Source organism: Aestuarium zhoushanense (assembly GCF_056431045.1).
The window spans coordinates 274,532-298,752 of the sequence record NZ_JBWKMA010000022.1; the positions used below are offsets into that span (position 1 = coordinate 274,532).

19 protein-coding genes and 2 tRNA genes are annotated in these 24,221 nt (G+C 58.0%); 9 read left to right on the forward strand and 12 right to left on the reverse strand.

Translation table 11 applies throughout. The features are described from left to right. The first annotated feature begins 80 nt into the window (after positions 1-80). Positions 81-1,262, forward strand: a complete 1,182-nt coding sequence (locus AC07ED_RS08810) for a BaiN/RdsA family NAD(P)/FAD-dependent oxidoreductase (protein WP_105235459.1) — start codon at positions 81-83, stop codon at positions 1,260-1,262. 69 nt (positions 1,263-1,331) lie between these two features. On the opposite strand, the gene murD is transcribed toward AC07ED_RS08810, so the two are convergent. The 9 genes from murD to AC07ED_RS08855 form a co-directional block, all read right to left on the reverse strand. Then, a complete protein-coding gene (gene murD / locus AC07ED_RS08815) occupies positions 1,332-2,732 on the reverse strand; it encodes a UDP-N-acetylmuramoyl-L-alanine--D-glutamate ligase (RefSeq protein ID WP_105235460.1) in 1,401 nt (466 codons plus the stop codon). A gap of 24 nt (positions 2,733-2,756) precedes the next feature. After that, positions 2,757-3,839, reverse strand: a complete 1,083-nt coding sequence (gene mraY, locus AC07ED_RS08820; protein ID WP_105235461.1) for a phospho-N-acetylmuramoyl-pentapeptide-transferase — start codon at positions 3,837-3,839, stop codon at positions 2,757-2,759. Between the two features lie 5 nt (positions 3,840-3,844). Then, a complete protein-coding gene (locus tag AC07ED_RS08825; protein ID WP_105235462.1) occupies positions 3,845-5,293 on the reverse strand; it encodes a UDP-N-acetylmuramoyl-tripeptide--D-alanyl-D-alanine ligase in 1,449 nt (482 codons plus the stop codon). Continuing rightward, a complete protein-coding gene (locus AC07ED_RS08830; protein ID WP_105235463.1) occupies positions 5,293-6,798 on the reverse strand; it encodes a UDP-N-acetylmuramoyl-L-alanyl-D-glutamate--2,6-diaminopimelate ligase in 1,506 nt (501 codons plus the stop codon). The genes AC07ED_RS08825 and AC07ED_RS08830 overlap by 1 nt, the downstream gene beginning before the upstream one ends. Positions 6,799-6,812: 14 nt before the next feature. Further along, positions 6,813-8,594 carry a peptidoglycan D,D-transpeptidase FtsI family protein gene (locus AC07ED_RS08835; protein ID WP_105235464.1) on the reverse strand — a complete coding sequence of 594 codons (1,782 nt, stop codon included), beginning with the start codon at positions 8,592-8,594 and terminating at the stop codon, positions 6,813-6,815. Beyond that, a complete protein-coding gene (ftsL, locus tag AC07ED_RS08840; RefSeq protein WP_067549445.1) occupies positions 8,591-8,947 on the reverse strand; it encodes a cell division protein FtsL in 357 nt (118 codons plus the stop codon). The genes AC07ED_RS08835 and ftsL overlap by 4 nt, the downstream gene beginning before the upstream one ends. After that, on the reverse strand, positions 8,947-9,915 hold the full coding sequence (gene rsmH / locus AC07ED_RS08845) for a 16S rRNA (cytosine(1402)-N(4))-methyltransferase RsmH (RefSeq protein ID WP_105235465.1): 969 nt from the start codon (positions 9,913-9,915) through the stop codon (positions 8,947-8,949). Before rsmH ends, ftsL begins: the two co-directional genes overlap by 1 nt. After that, positions 9,915-10,415 carry a division/cell wall cluster transcriptional repressor MraZ gene (locus tag AC07ED_RS08850; protein ID WP_074038962.1) on the reverse strand — a complete coding sequence of 167 codons (501 nt, stop codon included), beginning with the start codon at positions 10,413-10,415 and terminating at the stop codon, positions 9,915-9,917. Before AC07ED_RS08850 ends, rsmH begins: the two co-directional genes overlap by 1 nt. A gap of 691 nt (positions 10,416-11,106) precedes the next feature. Continuing rightward, positions 11,107-12,180, reverse strand: a complete 1,074-nt coding sequence (locus AC07ED_RS08855) for an Mrp/NBP35 family ATP-binding protein (RefSeq protein ID WP_105236372.1) — start codon at positions 12,178-12,180, stop codon at positions 11,107-11,109. Between the two features lie 278 nt (positions 12,181-12,458). On the opposite strand from AC07ED_RS08855, the gene AC07ED_RS08860 reads away from it, so the two are divergent. Next, positions 12,459-12,665, forward strand: coding sequence for a DUF1127 domain-containing protein (locus AC07ED_RS08860; RefSeq protein WP_105235466.1), 207 nt, complete (start codon positions 12,459-12,461; stop codon positions 12,663-12,665). 450 nt (positions 12,666-13,115) lie between these two features. Next, positions 13,116-13,718 carry a LysE family translocator gene (locus AC07ED_RS08865; protein WP_105235467.1) on the forward strand — a complete coding sequence of 201 codons (603 nt, stop codon included), beginning with the start codon at positions 13,116-13,118 and terminating at the stop codon, positions 13,716-13,718. On the opposite strand, the gene AC07ED_RS08870 is transcribed toward AC07ED_RS08865, so the two are convergent. The 3 genes from AC07ED_RS08870 to AC07ED_RS08880 all read right to left on the reverse strand — a co-directional run bounded on the left by AC07ED_RS08870 (position 13,715) and on the right by AC07ED_RS08880 (position 17,382). Continuing rightward, positions 13,715-14,260 (reverse strand): TetR/AcrR family transcriptional regulator, encoded by a 546-nt coding sequence (locus tag AC07ED_RS08870; RefSeq protein WP_158664534.1) that lies wholly within the window; start codon positions 14,258-14,260, stop codon positions 13,715-13,717. The genes AC07ED_RS08865 and AC07ED_RS08870 overlap by 4 nt on opposite strands. Positions 14,261-14,325: 65 nt before the next feature. Next, the gene (locus AC07ED_RS08875; protein WP_105235469.1) at positions 14,326-16,767 is read right to left on the reverse strand and encodes an ATP-dependent helicase; all 2,442 of its coding nucleotides are present in this window, start codon (positions 16,765-16,767) and stop codon (positions 14,326-14,328) included. 60 nt (positions 16,768-16,827) lie between these two features. Continuing rightward, on the reverse strand, positions 16,828-17,382 hold the full coding sequence (locus AC07ED_RS08880) for a MarR family winged helix-turn-helix transcriptional regulator (RefSeq protein WP_105235470.1): 555 nt from the start codon (positions 17,380-17,382) through the stop codon (positions 16,828-16,830). 138 nt (positions 17,383-17,520) lie between these two features. On the opposite strand from AC07ED_RS08880, the gene AC07ED_RS08885 reads away from it, so the two are divergent. The 6 genes from AC07ED_RS08885 (at position 17,521) to hisH (ending at position 24,200) form a co-directional block, all read left to right on the forward strand. Then, positions 17,521-19,014: an MDR family MFS transporter gene (locus AC07ED_RS08885; RefSeq protein WP_105235471.1), complete on the forward strand. Its 1,494-nt coding sequence runs from the start codon at positions 17,521-17,523 to the stop codon at positions 19,012-19,014. A 113-nt stretch (positions 19,015-19,127) separates the two neighbouring features. After that, a complete protein-coding gene (locus tag AC07ED_RS08890) occupies positions 19,128-22,574 on the forward strand; it encodes a pyruvate carboxylase (RefSeq protein ID WP_105235472.1) in 3,447 nt (1,148 codons plus the stop codon). 127 nt (positions 22,575-22,701) lie between these two features. Beyond that, positions 22,702-22,776: transfer RNA gene (locus AC07ED_RS08895), tRNA-Gly, on the forward strand. 18 nt (positions 22,777-22,794) lie between these two features. Then, positions 22,795-22,869 (forward strand) — tRNA-Gly (locus AC07ED_RS08900). A gap of 105 nt (positions 22,870-22,974) precedes the next feature. Then, entirely contained in the window at positions 22,975-23,562 is a 588-nt protein-coding gene (gene hisB, locus AC07ED_RS08905; protein ID WP_105235473.1) for an imidazoleglycerol-phosphate dehydratase HisB, read from the forward strand. Continuing rightward, positions 23,559-24,200, forward strand: a complete 642-nt coding sequence (gene hisH, locus AC07ED_RS08910) for an imidazole glycerol phosphate synthase subunit HisH (RefSeq protein WP_105235474.1) — start codon at positions 23,559-23,561, stop codon at positions 24,198-24,200. The genes hisB and hisH overlap by 4 nt, the downstream gene beginning before the upstream one ends. Positions 24,201-24,221 lie beyond the last annotated feature (21 nt).

Below are 24,221 nucleotides of genomic sequence, written 5' to 3' on the forward strand. Positions count from 1 at the left end.
AAAGGCCAGCAAAATAAGCTGAATCGGCGGATTCCTTCTGACCACTTGCACGATCAGTCAAAAGCCGTCAGGGAAGGCACATGAAGGTTCGTACACTCATCCTTGGCGCCGGTGCCGCCGGCCTGTTCTGCGCTGCCCATGCGGGTCGCGATGTATTGGTTGTCGACCACGCGAAACGTGCGGGTGAAAAGATCCGCATTTCTGGCGGTGGGCGCTGCAATTTCACGAATATGGATGTGTCGGCTAAGAACTTCCTCAGCCAGAACCCCCATTTCTGCAAATCCGCCCTCGCCCGCTATACGCCGTGGGACTTTATCGGGTTGGTCAGCGCTTATGGCATCGGCTGGCATGAAAAGACGCTCGGCCAATTGTTCTGCGACAACTCCGCCAAGGACATCGTGAATATGCTGGTCACTGAGGCAGAAAAGGCAGGCGCGAAACTCTGGCTTGAAACCGAAATCGTCGAGGTGCGCAGCACCGACCCCTTTATCGTGTCACTGCGTCGCCATGGCAAAGACATCACGGTAGAGGCCGATCATCTCGTTGTAGCTACGGGCGGTAAATCGATCCCCAAAATGGGCGCGACGGGCCTCGCTTATCAAATTGCAGAGCAGTTTGGCCTCGCGGTCACAGACACACGCGCTGGCCTCGTGCCCTTTACCTTTTCCGACAGCCGCTTTGCCGAGGTGTCAGGCATCGCCCTTCCCGTTCTGGCCCGCGCCGCCACTGGCCCCGCCTTTGCAGAGGCACTCCTATGCACGCACCGTGGCCTCTCTGGGCCTGCGATGCTGCAAGTCTCGAGCTACTGGACCAGCGGCGAAGCGGTCGACATCGACCTGATCCCCGCGACTGACCTGACCGAAACACTCCGAAAGGCGCGCAGCACCGATCCCCGCAAATCGGTCACAACCATCCTCGCCCGCATTCTTCCCTCGCGCCTTGTCGATCACCTGACTGCTGAATTCGACCTCTCGGGCAATTGCGCGGAATGGTCGGACGGACGGATTGAAAACCTCCGCCTCGCTCTATCCCATTGGCAAGTCAAACCCACAGGGACCGAAGGCTACCGCACCGCCGAAGTCACACTTGGCGGCGTCGATACCGACGGCCTATCCTCCACAACGATGGAAGCAAAAACCGTCGAGGGCCTCTATTTCATCGGGGAATCCGTGGATGTCACAGGGTGGCTCGGCGGATATAACTTCCAATGGGCGTGGGCCTCCGCCCATGCCGCAGGCACGGCCATCGCAAACCGCGCCTGACCTGCCTTTGTGCCCGAAATATCCCGGGGTGAATTGGCCGTCAGGCCAAGAGGGGCAGCGCCCCTCCCTTTACCCGATGATCGCCCGCACTTGCGCCGCGAAATCATCGCCGCGCTTTTCGAAGTTGTCATATTGATCGAAACTCGCACAGGCAGGCGCCAGCAGGACCGTATCGCCCGCCTCTGCCTCGGCACTCGCGCGAGTCACTGCCCCTTCCATTGTTGTGCAGACCTCAGCTTCAATCCCGCCGAGCTGCATCGCGAATTGTGCCGCTTCACGGCCAATCACATAGGCTTTCGCCACAGCGCCCAGATGCGGCAACAAACCGTCCAAGCCGCCCTCTTTTTGAAGACCGCCACAAATCCAGCGAATACGCGGAAACGCTTGCAGCGCCTTCGCCGCGCTATCGACGTTCGTGGCCTTGCTGTCATTCACATAGCGCACGCCGTCTTTTTCGCCGATCAACTGGCTGCGGTGCGGCAGACCGGGGTAGGACTTCATCGCTTCTTCGATCGTTTTCGGGCCGATCCCCAAGGTTCGACAGGCCGCATAGGCGGCACAAGCGTTCTGGTGGTTATGCGCCCCCGGAAGGCCAAGGATACCGCGCATATCAATCGACGCCACCTGACGCCCCTTGCGCCATTCGGCGAGGAACCCTTTGCGCGCAAAAACGGTCCAGCCTTCGCCATCCAGTTTCCGAGCCGAGGAAACACGGATCACACGATCATCCGCCTGCCCTTCGGACAGTTGATTGGCGAGGTAACGCCCCTCAACCTCGTCCACACCAATGACGCAGCGATCAGGGCCACCTTCGGCAAACAGACGGCGCTTGGCCGCGAAATAGCCGCCCAATCCCGCGTGCCGATCCAGATGATCAGGCGACAGGTTGGTGAACACACCCACATCGGGTGTCATCGCACGGGCAAGATCGGTTTGGTAGGACGACAGTTCCAGCACCACAACCTCGCCATCGCGGGCAGGATCAATGTCCAAAACGCCACGACCGATGTTACCCGCCAATTGGGTTGGGCGGCCTGCCTCTTTCAGGATGTGGTGAATCAAGGCAGAGGTCGTCGATTTCCCGTTGGACCCAGTGACCGCGATCACCTTGGGCTGTTGGTCGAAATCGTCCCATGCGTAGGTCGCAAAGGATCGGAAAAAGAGACCGATGTCATTATCGACTGCTACGCCCGCATCCCAAGCCGCAGCGATCACAGGGTTCGGCGCAGGATAGAGATGCGGAATACCGGGCGACACGACCAGACAAGACACGCCATCAAAGGCCCCCTGCCGCGTCATGTCACGCAATTCGATCCCTTCGGCCTCTGCCGCATCGCGGGCCGCAGGGTTATCGTCCCATGCCACCGCACGAGCCCCGCCCGCATTGAGCGCAGCCGCCGTAGCTCGCCCAGACCGACCAAGGCCAAGGACAGCAACGGTCTGATCTTCGAAACCGAGAACGGGGATCATGAGAACCTCAGTATGATATAGGAATTAGCGGACTTTGAGCGTCGCCAGACCGATCATCGCAAGGATGAGCGAGATAATCCAGAAGCGGATCACGATCTGCGGCTCTGACCAGCCCTTCTTTTCGTAGTGGTGGTGGATCGGCGCCATCAGGAACACACGTTTGCCCGTGCGTTTGAAGTACGCGACCTGAATGATGACCGACAGGGTCTCCATCACAAAAAGGCCGCCGACGATCGACAGAACGATCTCGTGCTTTGTCGCAACTGCAATCGCGCCCAAGGCACCACCCAGCGCGAGCGAACCCGTGTCGCCCATGAACACAGCGGCGGGCGGTGCGTTATACCACAGGAACCCTAGGCCGCCGCCGATGAGGGCCGCACAGAAAATGGTGATCTCACCTGCTTCGGGGACGTAATGCACCTCAAGGTATTCGGTAAAATCGACGCGACCGACCGCATAAGCGATGATCCCAAAGGTCGCCGCCGCGATCATCACGGGCATCACAGCCAGACCGTCCAAGCCATCGGTAAAGTTCACAGCATTCGCAGCACCCACGATGACGAGCATCGCAAAGGGCACAAAGAGGAAGCCCAAATCGACCAGTAGGTTTTTGAAGATCGGGAAGGCCAGTTCGTTGGACAACGCCTCGGGGTGGAAATAGGACGCCCAGAACCCGGCCAGCGCAGCAACGACGAACCCGAGGACAAGTCGCACCTTGCCCGACACGCCATCGGTGCTTTGCTTACTGACCTTTGCGTAGTCGTCGGCGAAACCGATCATCGCGTAGGACAGAGTGACAAACAGCACCATCAGCACGAACGGGTTGTCCATCCGCGCCCAGAGGATTGTCGAAAACGCCAAGGCTCCAACGATCAACAGCCCGCCCATCGTCGGCGTACCTGCTTTGACAAAGTGGCCCTCAGGTCCGTCAGAACGGATTGGCTGCCCCTTACCCTGCTTACGACGCAGAACGTTGATCAGCGGTTTCCCGAACATGAAACCAAAGATCAGCGCCGTGAGGAACGCCCCACCCGCGCGGAAAGAGATGTAGCGGAAAAGGTTAAAGAAATCGCCGCCATCAGACAGGTTTGTTAACAAATACAGCATAAAAATCAGGCCTCTTGTTCGGACTTGGCTCTGCGTTGCCCCAATTTACGGAGCGCGTCAACGACTAGGCTGACTTTGCTGCCTTTGGACCCTTTAACCAAAACAACGTCACCGCTGTCTACCAAACGGTTAATATCGGGGATGAGATCTTGGGCGGTTTCTTCCCAGTGGCCGCGTTTCCCTTCCGGGAGCGCTTCCCACATGTGGCGCATACGGTTGCCAACGCAGTGGACCACCTGAATATCAGCAATCGACCGATCATTCACCATCCCAGCGTGCAGTGCAATTTCATCTGGACCCAGTTCGAGCATATCCCCGAGGATCGCAACACGGCGACCTTTGGCATAGCGGCCAAAGCCATTGCGGGGCTTTCGTGCAGCCAGCACTTCGAGGCTCGCAGAAAGCGATGTGGGGTTCGCGTTGAACGCATCGTCAATCAGATCAAAGTAATGACCATCGCGGGCAGGATCGGTGACGATTTGTTCAGAGAGGCCGCGCCCAGCAGGCGGCGACCATTGCCCGAGGTCGAGCATCGCCTTAGTCCGATCCGCGCCGAGCGCCTGCACCACAGCCACCACACCCAAGGCGTTCATGGCAAAATGACGGCCTTCGGTCGCGACCTTGAGCAAGACAGGCGTCCGCCATGCACGGGCCTGCGCCACGGTTGCACCTTCGCAAATCCGAAGGTCGAGCATCCGGTGGTGACATCCTTTGGACTGACCAAAGGTGATGACCTTCGCGCCTTTGGCATGGGCTGCATCAATTAGGATTGGCGAATTCGACAGATCACCGTTCAGAACGGCGGTGCCTTTGGGCTCTAGCCCCTCGCAAATCGCGGCCTTCTCGCGGGCGATCCCGTCGATATTCTCAAACGCCTCAAGGTGGGCTGCTGCCACGGTTGTGATCATGACCACATGTGGTCGCGCCATTTTGGCGAGCGGCGCGATTTCACCAGGGTGGTTCATCCCTATTTCGATCACCGCGTATTTCGTGTCCGCAGGCATCCGCGCCAAGGTCAGCGGAACGCCCCAGTGATTGTTGTAAGACGCCTCAGCCGCGTGAGTTTTACCTTGGGTGCCCAAGACATCGCGTAGCATTTCCTTGGTCGAGGTCTTGCCAACCGACCCCGTCACAGCAACAACGCGGGCCTTTGTCCGTGCACGTGCGGCGCGGCCCAAACCCTCTAACGCCGTCAGAACATCATCGACAATCAGCAGCGGCGCATCTTCTGCGACACCTTCGGGACGGTGCGTGACCAGTGCGGCCCCTGCCCCAGACGCCAGCGCCTGCGCGACAAAATCGTGTCCATCCCGCGCCGCCTTGAGCGCGACAAAAAGGTCGCCCTCTTGCAGGGTTCGGGTATCAATCGACACGCCGGTGACCGACCAGTCACAAGTCGCCGTGCCGCCCGTTGCGGCCACAGCATCACGCGAAGTCCAAAGCGGCGTTGTCATCAAATTTTCCCATCAAGCGCGAGGACCGCTTGGGACGCGACCTCTACATCATCGAAATGCAGCAGGTCGGTGCCAACAATTTGGCCCGTCTCATGCCCCTTACCCGCGACAAGCAGAGCATCGCCTGGTTGAAGCATGTCAGCGGCGCGTAGGATCGCTTCGGCACGATCACCGACCTCGTAGACATCGTTGGTCCGAACACGATGCGCACCTTCAATCACGGCGGCGCGGATCAAAGCGGGATCCTCGGACCGAGGGTTATCGTCGGTCACAATCACCACATCGGCATTCTCAGCAGCCGCGGCGCCCATCAAAGTGCGTTTTGTGGTGTCACGGTCGCCACCCGCGCCAACAATCGCAATAATGCGCCCCATAACATGCGGGCGAATGGCTTGCAGCGCGGTTTTGATAGCATCAGGCGTATGCGCGTAATCTACATAAACCGCTGCACCATTGTCGCGTGTGGCGGCCAATTGCATGCGACCTCGCACCGTCGTCAGTTGCGGCAGCGTGTCAAAGACGTCTTGCGGGGCCGCGCCCGCGCCAATCACCAGCCCAGCCGCAAGGAGAACGTTTTCCGCCTGAAATCCGCCGATGAGGTTCAGACGGGTCAGGTGAATTTCACCCTGCCAGTCAAACCGCAAATCCTGCCCCGTCGCATCGAACCGCTGCGACAAGAGCCGCAACCGTGCGAGATCAGAGCGCCCAACGCCAAGCACTTCATGGCCACGTTGTTCGGCAATGCGCAGAACGTCGATCCCTTTGGGATCATCGAGGTTGATCACCGCAGTGCCTTCGGGCGGCAACACACGGTCAAAGAGGCCCATCTTTGCGTCGAAATAAGCCTCAAACGTCTTATGATAGTCGAGGTGATCTTGGGTAAAGTTCGTGAACCCAGCCGCCGCCAACATCACGCCATCCAAACGCCGCTGATCGAGCCCATGCGAGGACGCCTCCATCGCGGCATGGGTCACGCCTTCGGTCGCGGCCGAGGCCAAAACCCGCTGCAATGTGATCGGATCAGGGGTCGTGTGGCGAAGAGGATAGGTCCACGCCCCTTCAACACCCGTGGTGCCGAGGTTTACTGCCTCAAGGCCAAGTTCCGTCCAAATCTGACGGCAGAAGGTCGAGACAGAGGTTTTCCCATTGGTCCCCGTCACCGCAACGGCGACCTCTGGCTGCGCACCAAAGAACAGCGCCGCTGTTTGCGCCAAGGTCTGACGCGGGTCCTCGGAAATAATCAAACAGGCGCTGCTATCGGCCAAAACGTCAGCGGCCATTTCAGCCCCTGCACGGTCCGTCAAAATCGCAACCGCACCGTTTTCCAGCGCTGTGCCGATATAGGCCGCGCCATGGACGTTGCTTCCTGGCATGGCACCAAAAAGGGCACCCGGCATGACTTCGCGACTATCGATGGTGATCGCGTTTACCCGCGCATCGCAGGCCCCCTGTGCGGTCAGTCCTAGGTCTGACAATGTGACCGTCTTTTGCGCAGCGCCTGCCATATGAAATGCCCCTCCTATTCTGAAGCGAGCGATACACCCGTCATGAGGGGAGTTTCAATATTCGGTCGCAACCCAAGCAAAGGTGCAACGCGGCGGATCATCTCTGCCGCGACAGGCACAGCAGTCCAGCCTGCCGTGCGGCGCGGCTCTGATCCCGTCGTGTCATTCGGTTCATCCAAGGTCACAACGAGGACGTATTTCGGGTCCGACGCAGGAAAGACCGACGCGAAGGTCGCGATGACTTTGTCGTCGTAGTAGCCGCCCGTCGGGCGCACCTTGTCGGCGGTACCTGTTTTACCAGCAACCTCATAGCCTGCGACTTCACCAAAGGACGCGGTGCCGCGGGTCACTACCTGACGCAACATGTCTACCGACTGACGTGCGGCAGTTTCGCTGATCACCCGTTCGCCCACCGTGTTAGAGGCATCATGGATCAACGTTGGCGTCACTAAACGGCCACCATTCGCAAGCGTAGCATAGGCCGATGCGAGGTGGAGCGGCGATGCCGCCACGCCGTGACCATAGGAAATGGTCATCGTATTAATTGGCGTCCAATCGCGGGGATATTGCGGACGGCCTGCGCGGGCCTCGCTCAATTCAACGGGAGATACGTCGAGAATGCCCAAAGACCGCAGGAATTCCTGCTGGCGTTCGCCGCCGATCATTTCCGCGATATGCGCGGTGCCAATGTTCGACGATTTCGCAATCACGTCCGTGACGCTGTTTTCGCGGCCATAGCTGTGGAAGTCGTTGATCGCAAAGCCGCCGATGCGGATCGCAGGCGCCGTTTGGATCATGGTGTCAGGGTTGACCAAGCCAAGCTCTAGCGCCTGCGCAACAGCCAAAATCTTGAACGTCGAGCCCAATTCGTAAACGCCCTGCACCGCACGGTTAAACAGCGGGCTATCGGACTGGTCGCCTTGGGTCAGAACGGTGGGACGATTGTTCGGGTCAAAGTCAGGCAGCGACGCCATCGAGATGATCTCGCCCGTGTGCACGTCCATCAAAACAGCGGCCGCCCCCTTGGCGTTCATCAGCATCATACCGCCCGCAAGAACGCGTTCGGTCGCGGCCTGAACAGTCAGGTCAATCGACAACTGAAGCGGAGCACCGCCATTCGCAGGATCACGCAGGTAGTCGTCAAATTGGCGCTCAACCCCTGCAATACCCACGATTTCAGCTGAATCAACACCTTCGCGGCCAAAGTTCGATCCACCTAGAATGTGGCTTGCAACTGGCCCGTTAGGATAAAGGCGCATTTCGCGCGGCCCGAACAGCAGACCCGGTTCACCGATGTCAAAGACTTCTTGCATCTGTTCGGGGCTGATCTGGCGGCGGATCCAGACAAAGCTTCGGTTGCCCGTGAAATCCTTGAGCAGGCGCTCCTCGTCCAATTCTGGGAAAATCCGCGCGAGTTCAGAGGCAGCCACCTCTGGGTCGATCATGTCGCGCGGGTGCGCGTAAACAGCGTAAGTGTCAAAGTTCGTCGCCAGAACGCGGCCTTCGCGGTCGACGATATCAGACCGCATCGACAGGATCGGATCACCGCCCCGCGATACTTGAGGTTCTTCGGGTAAAGTCGTTGCAATCACACCCATTTTCAGGATGATCGCTGTGAAAGCGAAAAAGAAGCAACCGCCCAAAATGTACAGGCGGCTTTCGGCCCGCACACGATCTGTGTCGCGCATCGCTTCATGACGGATGCGCTTGTTCTCGGCCTCAATCGCGTCGGGGTTTTCCCCTGCTTGACGGGCGTTCAGAATACGGGCCAGCGGGCGCAGCGGGGTGCGGATCATAGGGAGCCCTCCGCATCACCATCGCTCGACACCTCTACGATACGGCCCGACACGGGCAACAAAGGCAGCGAGGGATAGATCACCTGATCCACACGACCAAAGCCATCGGGCATCAGCGGCAACAGCCCCAGACGGTCAAAGTTCAGATCAACGAGGTCGCGCAGACGGTCAGGACGGTTCAGATAAGCCCACTCTGCCCGCAGCATCCGCAGGCTAGAGTTTGCCGCTGCAATTTCACGGCTTAACTGACGGACATGTTTGATGGAATCTTGAGTGCGGTAGTTTTCCTGATAGGCCCAAAACGCCAATGCAATGACCCCAAGCGCGGACAAAACATACAACAGGCTACGCATCACCGCTCCCCTTTACGCATAGGCATACCAAGCGCCTTGCGATCCATGTCTCCCGATGGCGCATCAGTGCGGCGTGCAACGCGCAGCTTTGCCGACCGCGACCTCGGGTTTTCAGTCAATTCTTGCTGATCTGGTCCGATGGCCTTTTTCTCGACCATTTCGAACGCGGGTTTGTCTTGCGCCAGTTCAGGCGCGTAACGGTTCGCGTTTGCGGTCCTGCCCGACCGCGATTGGAAGAACCGTTTTGTCATCCGATCTTCGACCGAATGGAACGTCACAACAGCCAAGAGACCACCCGGCTTCAATGACCGTTCAGCAGCCATAAGGCCCTCAGCCAACTGGCCGTATTCATCATTCACCGCAATGCGCAGCGCTTGGAACGTGCGGGTGGCGGGATGGCTCTGCCCCGGTTTGGGCCGCGGCAGGCAGCTTTCAACGATCTTCGCGAGTTGCAGAGTGGTCGTCAGAGGACGCGCCTTCACGATAGCCTTTGCGATGCGACGGCTCGCGCGTTCTTCACCGTAAAGGTAGATGATATCGGCGAGTTCTTCTTCGTCCAAATCATTGCAAAGGTCCGCTGCAGAGGTGCCCGACTGGCTCATCCGCATGTCGAGAGGACCTTCTTTCATGAAAGAAAAGCCGCGCTCCGCAAGGTCCAACTGCATCGACGACACGCCAAGATCGAGCACAACCCCATCAAGGTTCTGCGCATATTGATCCATGTCCGAAAAGGTGCCTTGCACGAATTCAATCCGGTCGCCGAAGTCCCCGATCCACGGCTCTGCCATCTCAAACGCCAGCGGATCCCTGTCCACTCCGATAACCTTATCAGCACCCGCCTCCAACAGCGCACGGGTATAGCCGCCCGCGCCGAATGTGCCATCAAGCCAAACACCTGAAACAGGCGAGACCGCCCGAATGAGCGGCCTGATGAGAACGGGAATATGCGGGTCGGTCGGAGAGGACATCAGCTGCCCCCCAACAATGACAACGGATCAAAGTCGTCATCCATGCCATCCAGCCAATCATCAATATCTGCATTAACCGTGGACTGGAAGATATCGTTGTTCCACATCTCGAACGTACCGACGAGACCGCGGAAATAAACGTCCCCCTCTTCGATCGACAGTTTATCGCGGATCGACTTTGGCAGGATCACACGACCATCCTTATCGACATCAAGCGTGATCGACTGCGTCACATAGAGGTGCGCCAGACGTTTTTGATCAGCAGAGCGTTCGCGCGGCATCGCGTAGATATCATCAATGACGCGCTGATATTCATTGATCGTATAGGCTTGCACGCAATTCTTCAGGTGCTGACCGTAGACGATTTTTAAACGGGGGTTACCGCGGGCTTCGGCTTCGGGATCACCAGAGAGCAGGACACGACGAAAATCGGCGGGGATCGACATGCGTCCCTTTTTATCCACCCGCTGGGTGTATTCGCCTTCAAACGCCTGAACCACTTGTGCGGTCCCTCTTACCTGCCCCCGATTTCACCAACCCCGAAAAGGGAACGGCGGATCGAACTGCTGCCACTGTTCGATCCGCCGCCACCGTCCCTTTCGGGAAGTCCAGCAACGCGCGCCACCTGGGGGGATGTCTGCTCGCTCGCGCGCCGGATCTATTATTCGGAAGAAGCGTGTGCCTGTATGAAACCTGCTATTTTCGCCTCTGGGCTCTTTTTAAGTTCGGCCCTTGGTATTTGTTATCACTCTGCTTCCGATGAATTGAATATGCCGATTGGGACGGAGTCTGGCAACAACTTTCTGGAACCTTATGGAACTTAATGGGGATAGCCGGGCAATACCAATGATAACCAAGGGGTCACGTGAGCGTGAGGTGACGCAGGTTATGCCACGATCCGCAAGCAGTGACACAACATATAGATTTCACAAACCATGACCCACAAGTTCCATGGGATTCACAAAAAATTCCATCCACTCCCAGTCAGGGTTATCTGGTGTGAAAATGTTCCGCATACGTTCCTAGAATTCACTCAAAATCACGCCGCAGTGATTCGGATCGAGTGCAACCGCAAGCCAGATTCAAATTGGGACGCCAGATCAGTTCCATAGGATTCCATATCTGCAACACAAAGGGCCGTCCGGTGAACAACCAAACGGCCCTGAGAACCAAAAGGTTCGAAAAGTGTAATTAAACCAGACCGCCCTCGATCAACTTCGAGGCGAGACTTGTATAAGCATCGGCCATCGCACCCCCACCAGCGGCCACAGGTGTCCCCGCGTCGCCAGCCAGTCGGGTATCAAGGTCAATCGGAAGCGACCCTAAGAACGGAACCGACAGCTCTTGGGACGCAGCAGCTACCCCACCATGACCAAAGATATGCGCCTCATGACCGCAATTCGGGCAATGGAAGGTCGACATGTTCTCAATCAGACCCAAGATCGGCGTCTTGAGCGTGTTAAACATGTCAATCGCCTTACGCGCATCGATCAGCGCCACGTCCTGCGGGGTCGATACAACAATAGCGCCCGTCATGTGGGTCTTTTGGCAGAGCGACAGTTGAATATCGCCTGTCCCCGGTGGCAGGTCGATCAGCAGCACGTCCAGGTCGCCCCAGTTCACCTGACCGAGCATCTGCTGCAACGCACCCATCAGCATCGGACCCCGCCAGATCACCGCTTTATCAGGATCAACGAGCAGGCCAATAGACATGACCGTGACGCCATGCGCATGGAGCGGTTCTATATGTTCACCATCAGGCGACGATGGTCGCCCCGTGATACCCATCATCCGTGGCTGACTGGGACCATATATATCGGCATCTAATAGACCGACCTTTTTACCGGCCTTCGCCAAAGCTACGGCGAGGTTGCTCGACACGGTGGATTTCCCAACGCCGCCCTTCCCCGATCCGATGGCTATGATCCGTTTGACACCAGGCACACCTTGCGGCCCAGCTTGCGGCGTCGGATGACGACCGACCTTAAGGCTCGGCGCGGGCTGTGCGGGCTTCGACGGTCCGTGCGCCGTAATCACCGCTTGCACGTCCGTGACACCCTCAACTGCGCGCAAGGCCTCGACCGCCGCTAGACGGACAGGTTCCAGCGCGCGTGCTTCATCAGGTGTGGGCGCCTCAAGCACAAAGCGAATCTGCCCGCCATCAACCGTCAAGGCCCGAACAAGATCTTTAGACACAAGCGTCCCACCTGCGGGCAGCGCAATGCCGTTCAATATCTCAAGAACCGTATCTTTCCCTAAGGTCACCAGACCCTCCTGTTCAAACTCTGCCCAATTCAGCGGCAAAACATGTCACGGAATAGGCAAATCACAAGCCAAATCCCCTGCAATGTAACGCCTATGTGAAATAGGTCAGCACTTCGTATGCATTTGCTGCATGGCGGCATTGACGAAAGTCCCAATTGTGCATCCGCAGCATTAGCGCCAAATTAGGTCCAACGGCAGCAAGATGCCACGGCGAACTACGAAACGCCAAAAGATGAAACAGACCCGCCCGATGCGGGACACGATGAAAAGAGAATGACATGGCTTACGCAAACGACGTCCGCACTGGTTACACCCCCGCTTTTGGCGGCTTCTTCGCAAACCTCGCTGATCGCTTCGCCAAGTACAAAGTATACCGCGCGACAATCAATGAACTGTCGCAGCTCTCTGGCCGCGAACTTGCTGATCTGGGCATCTCCCGCTCGATGATCAAAAGCATCGCAATCGAAGCTGCCTACGGCGCCTAAGACATAGAATACGATGGTCCCTCTCCTCCTCCCTGGGACCTTCGACAACGATCTGCTCTCTCCTCCTCCCTGAGCGGATCGTGACTAAAGCGGCGGCCCCCTTCTCCTCCTCCCTAGGGGGCTGCCGCAAAAGAATAGAGTTTACGGACCCTCCTCCTCCTCCCTGAAGGTCCGTGAAATAGCGGCGGGATCTCTCCTCCTCCCTGATCCCGCCGCACCAAATTCAGATACGGGACCTTCTCTCCTCCTCCCTGAAGGTTCCGCATAGAAGCAGATGGTCTCTCCTCCTCCCTGACCGGACGCTTCGCCAAGCGAATGCTCTCTCCTCCTCCCTGAGCGTTCGCCGAATAGCACGGCGGCACCCCTCCTCCTCCCGGGTGCCGCCGTTTGCTTTTCCAGCCCTCACGATTTCGATTGCAGCGACCTGAGACATTTGTCACAGCACGAGGCATGACCTACGAATTGATCGTCGCCCTTATCGGCTTTGCCTTTGTCAGCTCCATCACTCCGGGGCCGAACAACATGATGTTGATGGCCTCAGGGGCCAACTTTGGCATTCGCCGCTCGATCCCACATATTCTGGGCGTAGGCCTCGGCCATTCGTTCATGATCCTTGTTCTGGGCGCAGGTCTGGTGCAGGTGTTCGACACCTTCCCAATCATGCTTGTCGTGATGAAATGGGGCTCGGTCGCCTATCTGCTGTATCTGTCATGGAAGATCGCGAATGCCGCACCCAAATCGCCAGACGCACCCGAGGCCGAAGGCAAGCCACTGACCTTCTTGCAGGCCGCAGCGTTTCAATGGGTCAACCCCAAGGGCTGGTTCATGGCCCTGACCGCGATCAGCGCTTACACGGCAGACCATTCCTTTGCGCAGGTTCTGCTTGTGGCTCTGACGTTCATGTGCACCAACCTACCGTCGATCTTTTTCTGGAACGCATTGGGCCAACAGGCACGCCGTTTCCTGAACAATCATGGCCGACTTCGGGCGTTTAACATCACCATGGCCGTCCTATTGGTGCTAACCCTGATCCCGATTATCCGCGGACACTAAAACGCGGTTGCCGTACGACCTGCGGCAAAAACGGGCTTGAGCATGGCCAAGGGCATGCCCTGCCCCGCGAGCGCCGTGACCAAGGTCATAACCCCAACTGCCTGCCACGCCGCACCCGCTGGGTCCTTATGGTGCCCCTTCAACGACATCATGATCCCACGCTGAATGGTGGATAGGTGTTCCGTATACATCTGCCGCGCCTTTTCATCGTGGCGCAACTCCCCCGCCGCCGAGCGAAGCAGGAAACACCCCTGCCAATCGGGAACAACCGCAGCCTCTAGCGCATCCCAAAACCGTGTCACCGCTGCTGGACCAGGTGTTTTGAAAATCTCGCATTGATCAATGAGAACGGATTTGCGGTAGCGATCCAAGGCGTCATGCACCAACCGCGTTTTGTCGGGCCACTGCTGATAGAGCGCCTTGCGGCTCAGCCCTGTGACCTTGACCAACTCTGGATAAGGGGTCGCTTCAATACCGACGGCCCAAAACTGTTCCATCGCCTTTTGTAATGCATAGTCTGCCCGTTCGGCTGCCAAAGCCATACTCATACCCCATAACTCACTCGGGTTTCCGAGCAAGCTACGCGATGCACGTTAAAGGCGAAACCCTAAAATGGAACGTCGTTTGCCTGCGCCGCAGAGACGATGAACTTTGCCACGACCTTCTTTGAACCCGCCTTATCGAATTCGATATCGAGCTTATCGCCCTCAATCTCCATCACTTCGCCGTAGCCGAATTTCTGGTGGAACACGCGATCGCCGATGGTGAAGGACGACACAGCGGTCGCATCGATGGTCAAACCACGCACCTCTGACGGCTGGGCCATGCCACGGCTCTGGCTCCGTGCTTGCATCCGTTTCCAACCGGGGGAGTTGTAAACATCTGCCTTGCCAACGCGCTCTTCGATGGTGGATGCGGATTTCATCGCATAGGCGGGTGACGCGCTCGACGACATGCCAGCGGCGCCATAGCCCCCACCATATAGCCCCGGAGGTGTCAGAATTTCCACGTGATCGACGGGCAATTCGTCGATGAATCGGCTGGGCAGCTGGCTCTGCCACTGGCCATAGACCCGACGGTTCGCGGCAAAGGAAATAGTGCAAACCTCTTCGGCGCGGGTGATCCCGACGTAAGCCAGACGGCGTTCCTCTTCCAACCCCTTCAGCCCGCTTTCATCCATGCTGCGTTGGGACGGGAACAAACCGTCCTCCCACCCTGGCAGGAACACGGCAGGGAATTCCAAACCCTTTGCCGCATGCAGGGTCATGATGCTGACCTTTTCCTCAGCATCCTCGGAATCATTGTCCATAATCAGCGCGATGTGTTCGAGGAACCCTTGCAGGTTATCGAAATTCTCGAGCGCTTTGACCAATTCCTTGAGGTTCTCCAGCCGCCCCGGAGCCTCTGGCGTTTTGTCGTTCATCCACATCGTGGTGTAGCCAGATTCGTCGAGGATCATTTCGGCCACTTCGATATGCGTATCCGCCTCATCCCGCAGCTGCTGATACCAACGGTCGAGCCCCTGAACCAATTCGCCCAGCGCCGCGCCACCCTTGCCTTTGATCGCGCCGGTGTCGACACAAAGCCGCGCCCCTTCGACGAGGTTCACGCCATTATCACGCGCCATACGCTGAATCGTCTGGATCGCCTTATCACCCAGCCCCCGTTTCGGCGTGTTCACAATCCGCTCGAACGCGAGGTCGTCGTCTTGTGACACAGCGAGACGGAAATAGGCCATCGCATCGCGGATTTCCAAACGCTCGTAGAAACGCGGGCCGCCGATGACGCGATATGGTAGGCCGATGGTCAAGAAACGGTCCTCAAACGCGCGCATCTGATGGGATGCCCGCACGAGGATCGCCATATCGTCGAGCGACCGAGGATCCATCCCACGGGTGCCGCGCTGCATCGCCTCGATCTCTTCACCGATCCAGCGGGCCTCTTCTTCGCCGTCCCAATGACCGATCAGGCGAACGCGTTCACCTTCTTCGCGGTCCGTCCACAGCGTCTTACCCAAACGCCCCTTATTCCCCGCAATCACCCCCGAAGCAGCGGCAAGGATATGCGGTGTGGAGCGGTAGTTTTGTTCGAGCCGAACGACCTTGGCCCCGGGGAAATCCTTTTCGAACTTGAGGATGTTGCCGACCTCAGCCCCGCGCCAGCCATAGATCGACTGGTCGTCATCGCCTACGCAGCAGATGTTTTTGTGACCGCCCGCAAGGAGGCGCAACCAGAGATACTGCGCGACGTTGGTATCCTGATATTCGTCCACCATCACATAGCGGAACCAGCGCTGGTATTGATCCAGCACGTCCTGATGGGTCTGGAATATCGTGACCATGTGCAGCAAGAGGTCACCGAAATCGACGGCATTCAGTTCCAACAAACGCCGCTGATACTGGTCGTAGAGGTCAATCGCTTTGCCATCAAAGGCAGCGGCCTCGCGGGTCGGAACCTTATCAGGCGTCCATGCGCGGTTTTTCCAGCTATCAATGATCCCCGCCAGCATCCGTGGCGGCCAGCGTTTGGCATCGATGTTATTCGCCTCGATCAACTGCTTGAGCAGGCGGATCTGATCATCGGTATCGAGGATCGTGAAATTCGATTTCAGGTGCAGCGACGGGCGCCCTTCGATCAGGGCATTGCGGTCATCCATCCCGATTAGTTCGGCGTGACGGCGCAGAAGTTTGACGCAGACAGAGTGGAAGGTGCCCATCCACGGCATACCCTCAACCGCCTCGCCCAGCAGACGGCCAACACGCTCTTTCATCTCGCGCGCAGCTTTGTTGGTGAACGTCACCGAAAGGATTTCATTCGGACGCGCCTTACCCGTGGCAAGCAGGTGAACGATCCGCGTGGTCAGCGCCTTGGTCTTGCCCGTTCCCGCACCCGCCAGCATCAAAACGGGACCGTCTAACGCCTCAACCGCCTCTCGCTGTGCCGGATTGAGGTCATCCAGATATGGCGTAGGCCGCGACGCCATCATAGCGCGCTGGGACAAGGACATTTCGGCCGCCTCAAAGGCGTCATCATCGGAATAGCTGCTCATGGCAGGATAAATAGCGCAACTCTGGACGCGAGGAAAGCGCCTGTTCGCATTATGTTCTAGTTAGTCTTGCCCATGCAAAACGCGGCGCATATCACCGACATATCGCCCAAGGAGACGGGAAAAGGCCGCGATATCCTCAGCGTTCCAATCCCGATAAACCTCGATCACCTTGGCCCATTTCAGTTCTTTATAGGCCCGAAACAGCGCGATGGCTTCATCCGTCAGGACCAAGATCGACTTTCGCCCATCATCTTGGGCCGCCTCACGGCGCACCAGACCTTTGGCAATCAGGTCACTGGCCACGCGGCTCGCACGCGAGGGATCGATATTCATTTCCTCGGCGAGGAGACCAATCGTTGCAGGCTCTGCAATGTCGCGCCCTACCCCTTCTTGGATACGGAAAATCGCGGTCATGGCGTAGAACTGACCGACCTCAACGCTAGAGCCCAACTCCGCCAGAATTTTCGCGGGCACTTCACCTTTGGACGACGCCCGATGCCAAAGGAACATCGTCCCGTCGAGATCCAGCAGGGCATCAATCATGTCAGGCCCGAAACCAGCGGTAGCCAGCAGTTCGGGCACGTTGTCGTGAAATTTCTTTGGCATCTTCGTCATGGCGTTCGTGTCTACTCACATATTCGCACAAGTCAATTACCTGCCGATGACAATTATGTGCTATTGACACATAAATTTCATTCCCGATAGATAAAGAGGAAATCACGGGCAACGCACCCGTAGAAAACTGGAGCCCCAATGACCGCTGCACCTACTCCGACCCATACGGGGTCGACACGACTTATTATTGCATCCATCGGGGTGCTCTTGTTGCTTGCCGCACTTGACCAAACCATCGTTTCCACCGCCCTCCCGACCATCGTTGCCGACCTTGGCGGGCTAGAGCACCTCAGCTGGGTCGTAACGGCCTATATGCTGGCCTCGACCGTTGTTGCGCCGCTCTATGGCAAAATTGGTGACCTTTATGGACGCCGAAATACGGTGTTCGTCTCGGTCGGCCTGTTCCTCTTCGGCTCCGCGCTCTGTGGCCTCGCCAATTCGATGACCTTCCTGATCCTTGCCCGTGCGCTGCAAGGTCTCGGCGGTGGCGGCCTTTTCGTCCTCGCCCTCTCTGTCATCGGCGACGTGATCCCACCGCGTGACCGCGCAAAGGTGCAGGGCATTTTCGCTGCCGTCTTTTCCATGTCGTCGGTCATCGGGCCGCTGATTGGTGGCTGGTTCGTCGAAGCCTTCACCTGGCACTGGATTTTCTACATCAACATCCCGTTCGGCGCTGCTGCGGTCGCTGGCTTTGCAATGGCGTTCAAACCGACCGGCCGTCGGGTCAAGCACTCTATCGACTGGTGGGGGGCTACAACCCTCTCGGTCGCGCTGGCATCGCTGACGCTGGCAACATCGCTGGGCGGCAACACAATCGCATGGAACAGCCCGACCTTTATCGGCCTGATTGCCCTCTCGCTCATCAGCACCATCGCGTTTGTCTACATTGAATCCCGCGCAGCAGAGCCGATCCTGCCCTTGAAACTGTTCAAACTGAACGTGTTTTCGACGACCTCTGCGATCAGCTTTATCATCGGTGCGGCGATGTTCGGCTCTGTCACCTTCCTGCCGATCTACCTGCAAATCGCAAAAGGCGTGTCCCCGACCGTATCGGGCCTTATGCTGATCCCAATGACCTTTGGCATCCTGCTCGGCTCGACCACATCAGGCCGCTGGATGGGCAAAACAGGGAAATACCGCATCCTGCCAATCATTGGCGCGGTCTTTATCGTGCTCGGCATGATCGCCCTCTCGACCATCGACCAATACACCTCGACGCTTCGGTTCAGCCTGTCGCTCGCCACGTTTGGTCTCGGCATGGGGACAACGTTCCCCGTTCTGACCACCGCTGTGCAAAACGCTGTACCGCGTGAAACCTTGGGCACCGCAACTGCGGCTGGCCTGATGTTCCGTCAGGTTGGCGGGTCGCTCGCGGTTGCTGCATTCGGCGCCCTCTTTGCAGCACGTATGGCGGCAGGCCTTGGCACGACGGTCGAATTCAACGGCGAAATTGGCCCGCAAATGCTCCATGGCTTGCCCGAGGAAGCACGCGGTTTAGTCGCGGATAGCGTTGTGAACGCCATCCACCCGATCTTTTGGATTGCGGCCTCATTGGGTGTGATTGCCTTCGCGCTCTCCCTCCTGATGAAGGAAATACCCCTCCACAACCGTCAGGCCCCAGCGTCAGAATAATCGATTATTTTACGCAAAAGATATGTTATCGCTAACATATCGTCAAAAAAGCTGTTTACGCAGCCGCAGAATCTTTCTACACCTTTGCTGCATCTGCAAAGGAGTGCCCGACTATGGCCGAGTTCAAAAAGATTCTGATCGCCAACCGTGGTGAAATCGCGATCCGCATTATGCGGGCCGCGAACGAGATGGGGAAAAAGACCGTTGCGGTCTACGCCGAAGAAGACAAACTCGGCCTTCACCGTTTTAAGGCTGACGAAGCCTACCGCATTGGCGAGGGACTAGGCCCAGTTGCCGCCTACCTTTCCATCGATGAGATGATCCGCGTTGCCAAAATGTCCGGCGCGGACGCCATCCACCCCGGCTACGGCCTTTTGTCGGAAAACCCTGATTTCGTTGATGCGTGTGATCGCAACGGCATCACCTTTATCGGCCCCAAAGCGAAAACCATGCGCGAACTGGGCGATAAGGCCAGCGCGCGCAAGGTCGCGATGGAAGCAGGCGTTCCTGTCATTCCAGCAACCGAAGTTCTGGGCGAAAACATGGACATTATCCGTGTGCAGGCCGCCGAAGTTGGCTACCCGCTGATGCTCAAGGCATCGTGGGGTGGCGGCGGTCGCGGCATGCGCCCGATCATGAACGAAGCAGAGCTCGAGGAAAAAGTCCGCGAAGGTCGCCGTGAAGCCGAAGCCGCCTTTGGCAATGGCGAAGGCTATCTGGAAAAGATGATTCTGCGTGCCCGCCACGTCGAGGTGCAGATCCTCGGTGATAAAAAGGGCAACATTTATCACCTCTGGGAACGCGACTGTTCGGTTCAGCGCCGCAACCAAAAGGTCGTCGAACGCGCCCCTGCCCCGTATCTGTCCGCCACGCAGCGTGAACGCCTGTGTAACTTGGGCAAGAAAATCTGCGAACACGTGAACTATGAATGCGCAGGCACCGTTGAATTCCTGATGGATATGGATTCGGGCGAGTTCTACTTTATCGAGGTGAACCCCCGCGTTCAGGTGGAACACACCGTCACCGAAGAAGTCACAGGCATCGACATTGTTCGCGCGCAAATCCTAATCGCCGAAGGGAAATCCATCGTCGACGCAACGGGCTGCGCCTCACAATATGACGTGCAACTCGACGGCCACGCGCTCCAGTGTCGCGTCACGACCGAAGACCCGTCGAACAACTTTATCCCTGACTACGGTCGTATCCAGACTTACCGCTCGGCAACTGGTCCGGGCATCCGTCTGGACGGCGGCACCGCCTATTCTGGCGCGGTGATCACCCGTTATTACGACTCGCTTCTGACGAAAATCACAGCACGTGCACCGACCCCTGAGATGGCGATTGCGCGGATGGACCGTGCGCTCCGCGAATTCCGTATCCGCGGCGTGTCCACGAACATCGAGTTTGTGATCAACCTGCTAAAGCACCCGACGTTCTTGAACTACGAATACACGACAAAGTTCATCGACACGACGCCAGAGCTGTTCCAGTTCAACAAACGCCGCGACCGTGCGACCAAAATCCTGACCTATATCGCGGACATCACCGTGAACGGTCACCCTGAAACCGCTGGTCGCGCGAAACCGCATGCTGAGCTGAAGGCACCAAAGCCCCCTGTCCTGCCCGGCAAAGGCGAAGTTCAAAGCGGCACGCGCCAAATCCTCGACCAATTCGGTCCAGAGGCGATTGCCGACTGGATGCACCAGCAAAAGCAACTTCTGATCACCGACACGACCATGCGTGACGGCCACCAGTCCTTGCTGGCGACCCGAATGCGGTCGATCGACATGATCAAGGCAGCGCCTGCCTATGCACAGAACATGTCCGGCCTCTTCTCGGTCGAATGTTGGGGTGGTGCGACGTTCGACGTGGCCTATCGCTTCTTGCAGGAATGCCCATGGCAGCGCCTGCGCGATATCCGCGCCGCGATGCCGAACATCATGACCCAGATGCTGCTGCGCGCATCAAACGGCGTCGGCTACACGAACTACCCTGACAACGTTGTGCAGGAATTCGTGCGTCAGGCTGCGACCTCTGGCGTCGATGTGTTCCGCGTGTTCGACAGCCTCAACTGGGTTGAAAACATGCGCGTTGCGATGGACGCGGTTATTGATGCGAAAAAGGTCTGCGAAGGCACGATTTGCTACACAGGTGACCTGCTCGATCCGAACCGTTCGAAGTATGACCTGAAATACTACGTCGGTATGGCCAAAGAACTCGAAGCCGCTGGTGCACATGTTCTCGGCCTCAAGGACATGGCGGGCTTGCTGAAACCATCCGCTGCAACCGCTCTGGTCACTGCACTGAAACAAGAGGTCGGTCTGCCGATCCACTTCCACACCCACGACACGTCGGGCGCATCGATCGCGACCGTTCTGGCGGCTTCGGCTGCGGGTGTCGACGTTGTGGACGCGGCAATGGACGCCTTCTCTGGCGGCACATCGCAGCCGACCTTGGGCTCTATCGTTGAGGCGCTCAAAGGTTCTGACCGTGATACAGGCCTCGACATCGCGTCGATCCGCGAGTTGTCGAACTACTGGGAACAGGTGCGCGCGCAATACACCGCTTTCGAATCTGGCCTCCAATCGCCAGCCTCCGAAGTCTACCTGCACGAAATGCCGGGCGGACAGTTCACCAACCTCAAGGCGCAGGCACGCAGCCTCGGCCTAGAGGACCGTTGGCACGAGGTCGCGCAGGCCTATGCCGACGTGAACATGATGTTCGGTGACATCGTCAAAGTGACCCCCTCGTCCAAAGTTGTCGGCGACATGGCCCTGATGATGGTGTCCCAAGGCCTGACCAAAGATCAGGTTCAGGACCCGACCACCGACGTGGTCTTCCCCGACTCGGTCGTCGACATGATGAAAGGCAGCCTCGGCCAACCTCCGGGTGGCTGGCCTGCCGCGATCCAGACCAAAGTGCTCAAGGGCGACACGCCGATCACCGACCGTCCGGGCAAACACCTTGCTCCGATTGACCTCGATGAAAAGCGGGCAGAGCTGACGGCCCTCTTGGATGGTAAAAAGATCGATGATGAGGATCTCAACGGCTACCTGATGTATCCCAAGGTCTTCCTTGATTACATGGGTCGCCACCGCACCTACGGCCCTGTTCGAACTCTGCCGACACGCACGTTCTTCTACGGCATGGACGCAGGCGAAGAGATCAGCGCCGAGATCGATCCGGGCAAAACGCTGGAAATCCGCCTGCAAGCCGTAGGCGACATGGATGAGAACGCCGAAGTGAAGGTGTTCTTTGAAATCAACGGCCAGCCGCGCACCATCCGCGTACCAAACCGTGCTGTCACCGCGACCAAAGCGAGCCGCCCGAAAGCCGAAGCTGGCAACCCGAACCACATCGGCGCACCGATGCCGGGTGTGGTCGCGACCATCGCGGCCCAAGCTGGCAAAGAGGTCAAAGCGGGCGACCTCCTGCTCACCATCGAAGCGATGAAGATGGAGACTGGGATTCACGCCGACCGCGATGCCGTGGTCAAAGCGGTTCACGTCACAGCGGGCGGACAGATCGACGCCAAGGATCTGTTGATCGAGTTCGAATAAGAAAACCACGGGCGCCTTCGGGCGCCCGTTCTGTTTTCGGAGAAAGTTGGAAAAATTTCGCGGTGACCTTCATTTTCCTCTTGCAGCCCCCCGCGCCTTTTCATATCTCACGCCCACTGACACGGAAGCGGGCGTAGCTCAGGGGTAGAGCATAACCTTGCCAAGGTTAGGGTCGGGCGTTCGAATCGCCTCGCCCGCTCCAAGTCGGTCCATAACGGAAGCGGGCGTAGCTCAGGGGTAGAGCATAACCTTGCCAAGGTTAGGGTCGGGCGTTCGAATCGCCTCGCCCGCTCCAAAATGGACCACCAAACAGGACGCCCTCGGGCGTCCTTTTGTTTTTCAGTGCTTGGCCTACCCCCTGCCCCGCCGTATAAGGCCCTCGTAAGCGAACGGAGGCCCCATGCGCACCGCAAAGATCTCGAGAAAAACTGCCGAAACGTCGATTGAAGTCGAACTGAACCTCGACGGCACAGGCACCTATGACAACCAAACTGGCGTTGGGTTCTTTGACCACATGCTCGACCAGTTGTCGCGTCACTCGCTGATCGACATGACCATCCGTGCCAAAGGCGACTACCACATCGACGATCACCACACCGTCGAGGACACAGGCATCGCCATCGGTCAGGCACTGGTCCAGGCACTGGGTGACAAAAAAGGTATCAACCGTTACGGCCACTTTGCACTGGCGATGGACGACACGCAGGTGCGTGCCGCGCTCGATCTGTCGGGTCGGTCGTTCCTTGTCTGGAATTGCGATTTCCCGTCCCAGAAAATCGGCACCTTTGACACCGAACTCGTCCGCGAATTCTTTCAGGCGCTGGCGCTGCACGGTGGCATCACCCTGCACATCGACCTTGTGCACGGCGTAAACAGCCACCACATCGCAGAATCCGCGTTCAAGGCGGTCGCAAAATCACTGCGTATGGCTGTTGAGTCCGATCCGCGCATGGCGGGTGGCCTTCCGTCGACCAAAGGCGCCCTATGAGCCTGATCGCGCTTGTAGATTACGACAGCGGCAACCTTCACTCGGCTCACAAGGCCTTTGAACGGATGGCGCATGAAGCGGGGCGTGGCACGGTTGTTGTCACCTCCGAACCTGACGTCGTGGCCAAAGCGGATCGCATCGTCCTTCCGGGTGATGGTGCGTTCCCCGCTTGCCGCAAGGCGCTCAGCGATATGGGTGGCTTGGCCGAGGCGATTGTCGAAGCGGTGGAAAAGGACGGCAAACCGTTCCTTGGCATCTGCGTCGGCATGCAGATGCTCGCCACGATCGGTCACGAATACGAAGAGACTGCAGGGTTCGATTGGATCGGCGGCGAGATTGTTAAGATCACCCCAGCGGACGCCACGTTCAAGGTGCCGCATATGGGCTGGAACGATCTGGTGATCGACAACCCGCACCCCGTGCTCGACGGTATCAAAACGGGGGACCACGCTTATTTCGTGCACTCCTACCACATGAAAGTCAGCGACCCCGCCCAGCGGATCGCCCATGTCGATTACGCAGGCGACATTACCGCGATTGTGGGCCGTGACAACGTGGTCGGAACCCAGTTCCACCCAGAAAAGTCCCAAGCGACAGGGCTACGGCTCATCGCGAACTTCCTGAACTGGAAGCCATAAAAAAGGGCGCCTCGCGGCGCC

What these genes read in the sequence shown, in the direction of transcription:
- AC07ED_RS08810 (WP_105235459.1), top strand. Translation starts at nt 81, where the DNA reads ATGAAGGTTCGTACACTCATCCTTGGCGCCGGTGCCGCCGGCCTGTTC.
- murD (WP_105235460.1), bottom strand. Translation starts at nt 2,732, where the DNA reads ATGATCCCCGTTCTCGGTTTCGAAGATCAGACCGTTGCTGTCCTTGGC.
- mraY (WP_105235461.1), bottom strand. Translation starts at nt 3,839, where the DNA reads ATGCTGTATTTGTTAACAAACCTGTCTGATGGCGGCGATTTCTTTAAC.
- AC07ED_RS08825 (WP_105235462.1), bottom strand. Translation starts at nt 5,293, where the DNA reads ATGACAACGCCGCTTTGGACTTCGCGTGATGCTGTGGCCGCAACGGGC.
- AC07ED_RS08830 (WP_105235463.1), bottom strand. Translation starts at nt 6,798, where the DNA reads ATGGCAGGCGCTGCGCAAAAGACGGTCACATTGTCAGACCTAGGACTG.
- AC07ED_RS08835 (WP_105235464.1), bottom strand. Translation starts at nt 8,594, where the DNA reads ATGATCCGCACCCCGCTGCGCCCGCTGGCCCGTATTCTGAACGCCCGT.
- ftsL (WP_067549445.1), bottom strand. Translation starts at nt 8,947, where the DNA reads ATGCGTAGCCTGTTGTATGTTTTGTCCGCGCTTGGGGTCATTGCATTG.
- rsmH (WP_105235465.1), bottom strand. Translation starts at nt 9,915, where the DNA reads ATGTCCTCTCCGACCGACCCGCATATTCCCGTTCTCATCAGGCCGCTC.
- AC07ED_RS08860 (WP_105235466.1), top strand. Translation starts at nt 12,459, where the DNA reads ATGGCTTACGCAAACGACGTCCGCACTGGTTACACCCCCGCTTTTGGC.
- AC07ED_RS08865 (WP_105235467.1), top strand. Translation starts at nt 13,116, where the DNA reads ATGACCTACGAATTGATCGTCGCCCTTATCGGCTTTGCCTTTGTCAGC.
- AC07ED_RS08870 (WP_158664534.1), bottom strand. Translation starts at nt 14,260, where the DNA reads ATGGCTTTGGCAGCCGAACGGGCAGACTATGCATTACAAAAGGCGATG.
- AC07ED_RS08875 (WP_105235469.1), bottom strand. Translation starts at nt 16,767, where the DNA reads ATGAGCAGCTATTCCGATGATGACGCCTTTGAGGCGGCCGAAATGTCC.
- AC07ED_RS08880 (WP_105235470.1), bottom strand. Translation starts at nt 17,382, where the DNA reads ATGACGAAGATGCCAAAGAAATTTCACGACAACGTGCCCGAACTGCTG.
- AC07ED_RS08885 (WP_105235471.1), top strand. Translation starts at nt 17,521, where the DNA reads ATGACCGCTGCACCTACTCCGACCCATACGGGGTCGACACGACTTATT.
- AC07ED_RS08890 (WP_105235472.1), top strand. Translation starts at nt 19,128, where the DNA reads ATGGCCGAGTTCAAAAAGATTCTGATCGCCAACCGTGGTGAAATCGCG.
- hisB (WP_105235473.1), top strand. Translation starts at nt 22,975, where the DNA reads ATGCGCACCGCAAAGATCTCGAGAAAAACTGCCGAAACGTCGATTGAA.
- hisH (WP_105235474.1), top strand. Translation starts at nt 23,559, where the DNA reads ATGAGCCTGATCGCGCTTGTAGATTACGACAGCGGCAACCTTCACTCG.